This is a genomic window from Pseudocitrobacter sp. RIT415, assembly GCF_003057695.2.
GTDB lineage: Bacteria > Pseudomonadota > Gammaproteobacteria > Enterobacterales > Enterobacteriaceae > Pseudocitrobacter > Pseudocitrobacter faecalis.
The window spans coordinates 1-8,753 of the sequence record NZ_QBJC02000041.1 but is presented as its reverse complement, the minus strand read 5'-3'; the positions used below and the strand labels follow the sequence as shown (position 1 = coordinate 8,753).

At 54.3% G+C, this 8,753-nt stretch carries 7 protein-coding genes; 2 read left to right on the top strand and 5 right to left on the bottom strand.

Translation table 11 applies throughout. The annotated features are described in order from the left end of the window. Nucleotides 1-374: 374 nt before the first annotated feature. On the top strand, nucleotides 375-1,673 hold the full coding sequence (locus DBY68_RS22540) for an MFS transporter (protein ID WP_108477196.1): 1,299 nt from the start codon (nucleotides 375-377) through the stop codon (nucleotides 1,671-1,673). 2 nt (nucleotides 1,674-1,675) lie between these two features. Here the strand turns inward: DBY68_RS22540 and DBY68_RS22535 are convergent, their stop codons facing one another. The 5 genes from DBY68_RS22535 to trxC all read right to left on the bottom strand — a co-directional run bounded on the left by DBY68_RS22535 (nucleotide 1,676) and on the right by trxC (nucleotide 7,393). Continuing rightward, nucleotides 1,676-2,002, bottom strand: a complete 327-nt coding sequence (locus DBY68_RS22535) for a YfiM family lipoprotein (protein ID WP_108477197.1) — start codon at nucleotides 2,000-2,002, stop codon at nucleotides 1,676-1,678. 46 nt (nucleotides 2,003-2,048) lie between these two features. Further along, nucleotides 2,049-3,404, bottom strand: a complete 1,356-nt coding sequence (pssA, locus tag DBY68_RS22530; RefSeq protein ID WP_108477198.1) for a CDP-diacylglycerol--serine O-phosphatidyltransferase — start codon at nucleotides 3,402-3,404, stop codon at nucleotides 2,049-2,051. A gap of 108 nt (nucleotides 3,405-3,512) precedes the next feature. Then, nucleotides 3,513-6,164: a protein lysine acetyltransferase gene (gene pat, locus DBY68_RS22525; protein ID WP_108477199.1), complete on the bottom strand. Its 2,652-nt coding sequence runs from the start codon at nucleotides 6,162-6,164 to the stop codon at nucleotides 3,513-3,515. A gap of 35 nt (nucleotides 6,165-6,199) precedes the next feature. Next, entirely contained in the window at nucleotides 6,200-6,898 is a 699-nt protein-coding gene (gene tapT / locus DBY68_RS22520; RefSeq protein ID WP_108477200.1) for a tRNA-uridine aminocarboxypropyltransferase, read from the bottom strand. Nucleotides 6,899-6,967: 69 nt separating this feature from the next. Continuing rightward, nucleotides 6,968-7,393, bottom strand: a complete 426-nt coding sequence (gene trxC, locus DBY68_RS22515; RefSeq protein WP_108477201.1) for a thioredoxin TrxC — start codon at nucleotides 7,391-7,393, stop codon at nucleotides 6,968-6,970. Nucleotides 7,394-7,597: 204 nt separating this feature from the next. On the opposite strand from trxC, the gene DBY68_RS22505 reads away from it, so the two are divergent. After that, complete coding sequence (locus tag DBY68_RS22505; RefSeq protein WP_108477202.1) at nucleotides 7,598-8,656, top strand: tRNA/rRNA methyltransferase; 1,059 nt, start codon at nucleotides 7,598-7,600, stop codon at nucleotides 8,654-8,656. The last annotated feature ends 97 nt before the right edge of the window (nucleotides 8,657-8,753 follow it).

Sequence of the window (8,753 nt, the reverse complement as noted above, 5' to 3'; positions counted from 1 at the left end):
GAGTAGGGAACTGCCAGGCATCAAATAAAGCAGAAGGCCATCCGCAGGGATGGCCTTTTTGCGTTAGTGCGAAAAAAACCTGCTGGATGCGGCTGCGCCTTATCCGGCCTGCAAAAGAACAATCCCCCGCCGAATGGCACGAACCCGCAGGCCAGGTAAGCTCCGCGCCACCGGGCAATACCGCGCGCACTACCCCACCCCAAATACTCTGCTACAGCTAATCCTAATTTGTTACCTTGCTAACAAAAAACGTGATAGATATCGCAAAATAATTAATAACAATTATATAACATTTCGTTCACTGAAAATTTATCTGCGTGACGAGTTACGCCCGGTAAGACAGATAAAAAACCTGCAGCAGGAGCATAATTATAATGACCGAAACCAGCGTAGCCGCCGAGCAGTCGCTCACCGATCATGATACCCGCCGCCGGGTCATGGCCATCGTCGGTGCTTCATCAGGGAACCTTGTAGAATGGTTTGATTTTTACGTCTATTCATTCTGTTCTCTCTATTTTGCCCACATTTTTTTCCCAACCGGCAATACCACAACCCAGTTGTTACAAACGGCAGGTGTTTTTGCCGCTGGCTTTTTAATGCGCCCCATTGGTGGGTGGATGTTCGGTCGTATTGCGGATCGTCATGGGCGTAAAAAATCGATGCTGATCTCTGTCTGCATGATGTGCTTTGGTTCACTGGTGATTGCCTGTCTGCCGGGATACGATACAATCGGAACCTGGGCGCCAGCTTTGCTACTGCTGGCGCGTTTATTCCAGGGCCTCTCCGTCGGAGGTGAGTACGGCACCAGTGCAACCTATATGAGTGAAGTCGCAGTAGAAGGCCGTAAAGGGTTTTATGCCTCATTCCAGTATGTCACGCTGATTGGTGGTCAATTGCTGGCGCTACTGGTCGTCGTGGTTTTGCAAAACATCCTTAGCAGCGAAGATCTGCACAGCTGGGGCTGGCGTATTCCGTTTGCAATGGGCGCGGTGTTAGCGGTTGTGGCGCTGTGGCTGCGTCGTCAGCTGGATGAAACGTCGCATAAAGAAACGCGTACCCTGAAAGAAGCGGGCTCCTTCAAAGGGTTGTGGCGTAACCGTAAAGCCTTCGTCATGGTGCTCGGTTTTACCGCCGGAGGTTCGCTGATTTTCTACACCTTCACCACTTACATGCAGAAGTATCTGGTCAATACCGCCGGGATGGATCCGAAGGTCGCCAGCATCATCATGACTGCCGCACTGTTCGTCTACATGCTGGCCCAGCCGTTGTTCGGCTTGCTCTCTGACAAGATTGGCCGCCGTGCTTCAATGCTCTGTTTTGGTTCACTGGCGACACTGTTTACCGTACCGATTCTCTCAGCCCTGCAGAACGTCACTTCTCCATTTGCTGCTTTTGCATTGGTGATGTGCGCTCTGTTGATCACCAGCTTCTATACCTCGATCAGCGGGATCCTGAAAGCCGAGATGTTTCCGGCGCAGGTTCGTGCGTTAGGGGTGGGACTGTCTTATGCGGTGGCGAATGCTTTATTCGGTGGTTCTGCGGAGTATGTCGCACTGTCACTGAAATCATTTGGCGTGGAATCGGCCTTCTTCTGGTACGTCACGGCGATGACGGCGCTGGCTTTCCTGGTGTCGCTGATGCTCCATCGTAAAGGAAAAGGATTACGCCTGTAGGATTAGTGTTGAGCCAGCTGCCACACCGCATAGCCGGTCGTGGCGCCGGCTACATCCCACGCAAAATCTTTCCAGCTCCAGCCGCTCCCTGCCGGGCGGCTATCCCACAGCTCTTTTGATGCGCCCAGGCTCAATGAAAACATCACCCCCAATGCGGCGCTGCGATCGCGGCTCATCCCCTGATGCTGGAAGTATTCGTTTCCGGCAGCAGAGAGCATCGCCGAGCCAATAAAGTGCTGTGCTTTATCCTGCCCCGTCCAGCTGTCGTTTGCCATATGGCTGCAACCGCTCAGAGTGAAAAGCATAAAAAGTGCAATCAGAGGTCTCATGGATCAACACCTGAAAAAAAGCCCCGTACATGAGCGGGGCTGATATTTAAAGGATACGGCTGATAAGGCGGTCGATACGGATGCGTCGCAGACGGCGGATCAGTTTGCGCACTTTTACCGGATAATCGGCGATGCTTTGCAGGTCGCGATAGTGATTAACCACAGTGGTATGGGCGCGAATCAGCTTAAGCTCTTTCTCACGTTTTTCCCGCAGTTTATGTTGCGGATCATGAATAAGCACGGCGTTTTCGAGATCCAGACGCCAGGCGCGCGGGTTAAGGTTGTTGCCGGTCAGCAGCATCCACTCGTCATCCACCCACATCCCTTTCAGGTGATAGCTGTTATCGCCATCTTTCCACAGACGCACAACAAGCTGATCTGTGTTGACGTAATACTGTAAACGGCTAAGGAATCGACGCAGGTTAATTTCATACAGATACGGCAACGCGCCGATAATCTTGAACGGTTCATTTTCCGGGATGAAGAAATCGTTCGCGGTTTTATCGCCAACAATAATTTCGACCTTTTTGCCTTCACGCAGCAGACGAATGATGTTGCGCACGAGTAATGCAGGCAGATTGAAATAGGGGGTGCAAATCGTCAGCTTATGCTCAGCACATGGCATCAGATGGAAAATGGTTTTATTCAGCAGGCTGGTTTTACCCAGGCCAACCAGCGGCGTAACGGAAAGTTGCTCGTCGTCGGCGTTGCCCAGATAATGGTATCCCGTATCGCGCAGTTCCTGGCGATAGAGGCGAATATCGTTTTTGATTTCCGGGCTTTTCGGGCGGCAGCTATCATCAAGCCGATTAACGCCGCGGCCATCGACTAAATTTTGTCCTACCCAGTCATACATGATGTCCGCCATTTGCGGGTTACGAATGCACTGATAGCGGTCGTAACGATATTTATCATGCTGATGGAGATAGACATCATTGATGCTCGCGCCGCTGTACAACACGCTGTCATCAATAATAAAGCCTTTGAAATGGAGAACGCCCAGCGCTTCGCGGGTGTTGATTGGCACGCCATACACCGGCACATCCACGCCCGGATTTTCATGCGCCATGCGACAGTACCAGTCGGCGTTGGTATTCGACGCCGCTGCGCCGATACGGCCACGCTGCGCGCGATGCCAGTCAACCAGTACTTTCACTTCCAGCTCAGGGCGTTGACGTTTTGCGTCATACAGCGCCTGTAAAATCGCCTTCCCGGCATCGTCCTGTTCCAGATACAGCGCGACAATGCAGATGCGTCGCGTAGCGCCGGCTATTTTTGCCAGCAGCGCTTCCCGAAATTCGGCAGGCGCATAGAAAAACTCAATATCATCAACTGACTGAGAAAGCTTAGGTAGCTGGGCAAGGTGTTGTTGATGTTTATTACGCTTAAATTTTGACAACATCACAGTGCGTTTCTTCTCTGTTTTAGTGAAGGGTCCTCTGTACCAGGCAGACGACGTAAGCGGTCAATAATACCATCTCTGTCGGTCAAGGGTAGTATTTCCAGCAACTTAGTCATGACTTAGCTTCAGAGACAGGCTGACTATACCGTCTTCAAGCTGGATATCGACATCAAAGCCCAGCTTGCGAGCCAGCGCGATCATCCCACGGTTGTTGGGCATAGTAATGCCGTTTAAGCGTTGCAGACCGTGATCGCGCGTATAGTTGATTAACTTTTCCAGCAATCGTCCACCCAGTCCTAATCCTTTCAGATCGGAGCGCACCAGCACCGCGAATTCAGCATCGATGTTGTCCGGATCGGAAATAGCGCGCGTGACGCCGAGGATCTCCGTCTGTTCAGCCGTGGTGTGTACCGCCACGAAAGCCATTTCACGATCGTAGTCGATCTGGGTCATATTCGCTAAATCATCGTGGGTAAATTCGTTGATCTCGCTAAAGTAGCGGTAATAAAGATCTTCTTTCGTCACCCGGGCGATAAACTGCTGCAACAGCGGCTCATCTTCAGGGAGAATGGGGCGAAACAGACAACGTTCGCCATTTTTCATGGTGACCCACTCTTCAAGCTGCTGTGGATATGGCCTTACCGCCAGGCGGCTTTCGCTGTTGCCTTCAAATGGCGCGATATCCAGCGTCACGTCCAGCGCGGTAAATTCATTGCCGGTGGCCAGTAATGGATGAATATCCAGCCGCTGAATTTCCGGGCAGTCAACAATCAGGTTTGAGACCTGAACCAGCAAACGGCTCAGGCCGGGAATATCCAGCGGCCGCAGCGCGCTGCGTCCTCGAATCTTTTTGCTCTTAATCGCCTGAATCACCAGATAGCGCGCCAGCGTCATGTTCAGCGGCGGCAGAGCGACCACGGCCTGTTCTTCAGGCCGCCACTCCACACCGCCTTCACCCAACATAATCAGCGGGCCGAAGACCGGGTCATGCTCAACCACCACGCGCAGTTCCTGTGCGCCTGCGCGATTCGCCATACTTTGCACCAGCAGGCCGTCGATGCGGGCCTGTGGCCAGGTCATTTTAACGCGATCGAGAATCGCATCCGCCGCCTGTTGCACTTCGGCAGGGGTTCGCAGATACAGCATCACCCCCTGAACTTCCGATTTATGTGGGATATCCGGCGAGCGCAGTTTCAGCGCTACCGGATAACCAATTTGTTCTGCGATATGTACCGCTTCCGCGCTGTCAGCCGCGATCCATGTGGGCAGTGTGTGCATGCCGTAAGCCTGTAATACAGGACGAACTTCATGTGTATCCAACGCACGGATACCGCTATCGATAGCCTGCGCGAGCAGTTCGTGAACCTGCGCCGTGTTGGCCGTTAAATTCTGCGGCAGTGCGGGCGTTTCCCGCAGCTGTTTCTGGTTCCGGCGATACTCCACCATGTGCATAAATGCGGTAATTGTGCCTTCCGGCGTACGATAGGTGGGAATGCCCGCGTCGCTGAAGAGGCGGCGGGCCTCGATAGAAGAGTACTCACCACACCAGTTGGTCAGTACGCTGATGTAGTGCCCGCGTGGATGACGTTTAATCGCCTCAATTAACGCCACGGCGCTTTCAGTGCCGGTTGCAGTGGCGCTGGGGGAGTGAATCACCAGCAGCGCATCCAGATCCGGGCTGTCGAGTAACGTATTGACTGCAGCGATATAGCTCTCGATGCTGGCATCATCACGCAGATCCAGCGGATTTCCGGCCTGTACTGAATCTGGCAACCGTTCAGTCAATTTGGCTCGTGTTTCATCGCTCAGCGTCGCCAGCTTACCGTTGCGCGTCCACAGTTGATCGAGCGCCAGTGCTGCCGGGGCGGCACCGTTGCTGATAATCATTAAACGCTCGCCGCGCAAAGGGCGCATGTGGCTTAAGGTTTCAACGGCCGAGAAAAGTTCGTGAGTATCGCGCACGCGCAGAAGGCCGGCACGCTGAATCGCGGCGTCCCAAGCGGGGTCCAGACCCGCATTGGCGTGCAGCAGCCGCTGCGCTGCCGGACTGCGTCCGCTCTTAATCACCAGGATGGGTTTATTACGTGAGGCGCTACGGGCGGCGGATACAAAACGTCGGGCGTCACTTAAATTTTCCAGGTAGAGCAGAATGGCGCTGGTTTTACTGTCACGCGCGAGGAAATCAAGCAGATCGTCTACATCGATATCCAGGCTATCGCCGAGCGCAATAAAGTAGGAGAAGCCCATCTCGCGCTGCTGCGCCCAGTCAAGGATGGTATTGGAAACGGCGGCGGACTGTGAAATAAACGCCAGTTTACCTTTGCGGATCGGCACCGGTGAAAAACTGGCGTTCAGGCCCTGCCAGGGCGCTAAAAGCCCCAGACTGTTTGGCCCTAAAAGGCGCATCTGATAACGCGCGGCACAGGCCGCTAATTCGGCAAATTGATCGGGCGGTGAAGAGAGAATGATGCAGGTTTTGCATCCTTTTTCGCCTAACGACTCCAGCAGTTCCAGATTGCGTTTGGCATGTGTGCAGAGTACCGCGAGGTCAGGTGAAAACGGCAGGCTGGCGATAGTCGGCCAGGCCAGCACGCCGAGCACTGCTTTCCAGGTGGGCGTGACGGGCATCACGGGGCCATTAAACCCACCCGCTAACAGATTGCGCATCATCAAAAAACCGGCGCGCTGCGGCTTCATGGATGCGCCAATCACGGCAATCGATTTTGGTCGAAGAAGTGCTTCCAGCCCACGTTGACTCATTCCGGCTTCCCTCAGATATAAGCATCCGTATGAGTCTAAACGCTTTCCTCGCGTTGTGCTGTGATACTTCCCTTATGCTGGGTTTTTCCTGCCAGGTAACGGGTACGAAAACGCGTAAAGTGTTCGCCTAACGCGTGAGCAGCGTCCGTATCGCCCGCCAGATCGAGCAGCGCCATCGCCACTTCGGCGGTACAGTACTGGCCGTCCGCGTGGGCTTCCCGCAGGCCATAGGCGGAAACGCGCGACAAATCGACCGAAATCACCGGGAAGTTATCGAGCCAGGGGCTTTTACGGAACATTTTGCGTGCTTCGGTCCAGGTGCCGTCGAGCATAATAAACAGCGGTGGTTTGCCCAGTTTTGGCGCGGCGATCACTTCCCGCTCCGTTCCGGCATACGATGCCGGGAAAACCACTACCGGCTGATAGGCTGGATTGCGAACTAACTCCAGCAGCGCGGCAGGCGGCTCGGTGCGAGACCACTGAAACGCGGCGGTATCGGGAAGGATATCGGCAATCAGGCGTCCCGTGTTACTGGGTTTCATCGGTTCAGTATCGAACATCACCAGACAAAAACGGCTGGTGGCAGAACTGGGTTGCAGGGTTTCGCATAAGCACTGTTTAAGCGGCAACAGGCAACGTTGGCAGCGGCGAACACGATTGCCGCGGGCGAGAAAAGGGCGCGTGGCGCGGGCCAGGCGTTCAGCCCGGAGTTGCAGTACAGCGTTTGGATTCATGGCAATAGCGTAGAAAAAAGGCTATTGTCGCAGAGGTGAAAACGGGGCACAAGATGCGCCCCGTGGATGTTATGCTTCCAGAGCTTCGTTAAGCCAGCTCTCGAACGGCGCTTTCGGTACCGCGCCATTGAGCATGTCGATCATTTCACCATTTTTGAAGATCATAATGGTCGGGATGCTGCGAATGCGGAAACGGGCGCTGAGCTCGCGCTCGGCCTCGGTATTTACCTTCACAAAGCGCATTTTGCCGCTGCGTTCTTCCGCCACATCTTCAAAGATCGGCGCGAAATTGCGGCAAGGGCCGCACCACGGCGCCCAGAAATCAATAACGACAGGCAGATCGTCTTTCAGCAGCTTGTCCAGCGTGGCGTCGGTGGCGTTGATCACATCGCCATCAAACAGATCATGACCACAGCGTCCACATTTCGCCGCATCGTTTACACGATCTTCAGGTATGCGGTTAACAGCCTGACAGTGGGCACAAACGGTATTCATAACTAACCTCTGGGTAGTAGGGTTGCTGATCGGCGAGGTCGCCGGATGTTTCTGTAATGTTACATATTATCGATGAGACTGTTTTATTCGACAATGCGGTTTACTCAATGAGTACAATAGTCACCGTCTTTGATATGAAGTAATGGCTATGCGCTACTACATCAGGTAATCTGCGCGCTTCGCGCAGCGCAGGTGGAGAAAAATATGAGCGACGAACTGAAGAACAAAACCGGCAAAGTCAAAGTGATGTATGTCCGCAGTGACGATGACTCGGATAAACGCACCCATAATCCGCGTACAGGAAAAGGCGGTGGCCGTCCTGGTACACGTGCCGAAGGTGGTCGCCGTCCTGCCCGTGACGACAGAAAAGGCCCGAACCGTGAACGCAGCCGCGATCGTGACGAGCGTGGTGAACGCGATAGCTCACCGTGGCGCACGGTTTCCCGCGCACCGGGTGATGAGACCCCGGTAAAAACCGATCACGGTGGAATTAGCGGTAAAAGCTTTATCGACCCGGAAGTCCTGCGTCGTCAGCGTGCGGAAGAGACGCGCGTTTACGGTGAAAACGCCTGCCAGGCGCTGTTCCAGAGCCGACCGGACGCCATTGTACGCGCCTGGTTTATCCAGAGCGTAACGCCGCGCTTTAAAGAAGCGCTGCGCTGGATGGCAGCAAACCGCAAAGCCTACCACGTGGTTGATGAAGAGGAACTGGCGAAAGCGTCCGGAACCGAACACCACGGCGGCGTATGCTTCCTGATCAAAAAACGCAGCGGCACATCCGTACAGGATTGGGTCGCTAAAAGTGGTGACACCGATTGTGTGCTGGCGCTGGAAGATGTCGGCAACCCACACAACCTGGGTGCAATGATGCGTAGCTGCGCGCATTTCGGTATTAAAGGCCTGCTGCTGCAGGACGCTGGCGTGCTGGAGTCCGGTGCGGCAATTCGTACCGCAGAAGGTGGCGCTGAGCACGTTCAGCCTATCACCGGCGATAGCTTTATTGGTGCGCTGGATGATTTCCGCAAAGCGGGTTACGCCATCGTGACCACCTCCAGCCACGCGGGTACGCCGCTGTTTAAAGCTGAGCTGCCGAAGAAGATGGTGCTGGTGTTAGGTCAGGAACGTGATGGTTTGTCTGATGCTGCACTCTCAAGCGCTGATCTGAGTGTATCCATCGAGGGTACCGGTGCGGTGGAAAGTCTGAACGTCTCCGTGGCAACCGGCGTATTGCTGAGCGAATGGTGGCGTCAGAATAAGGCCTGAGCGTAAGCCATAAAAGAATGCCAGCATTGCGCTGTAATGCCAGTCAGTTAAGCGACTGACTGGCTCTTTTTATGCGCTTTTGGATACTTCCAGGGCC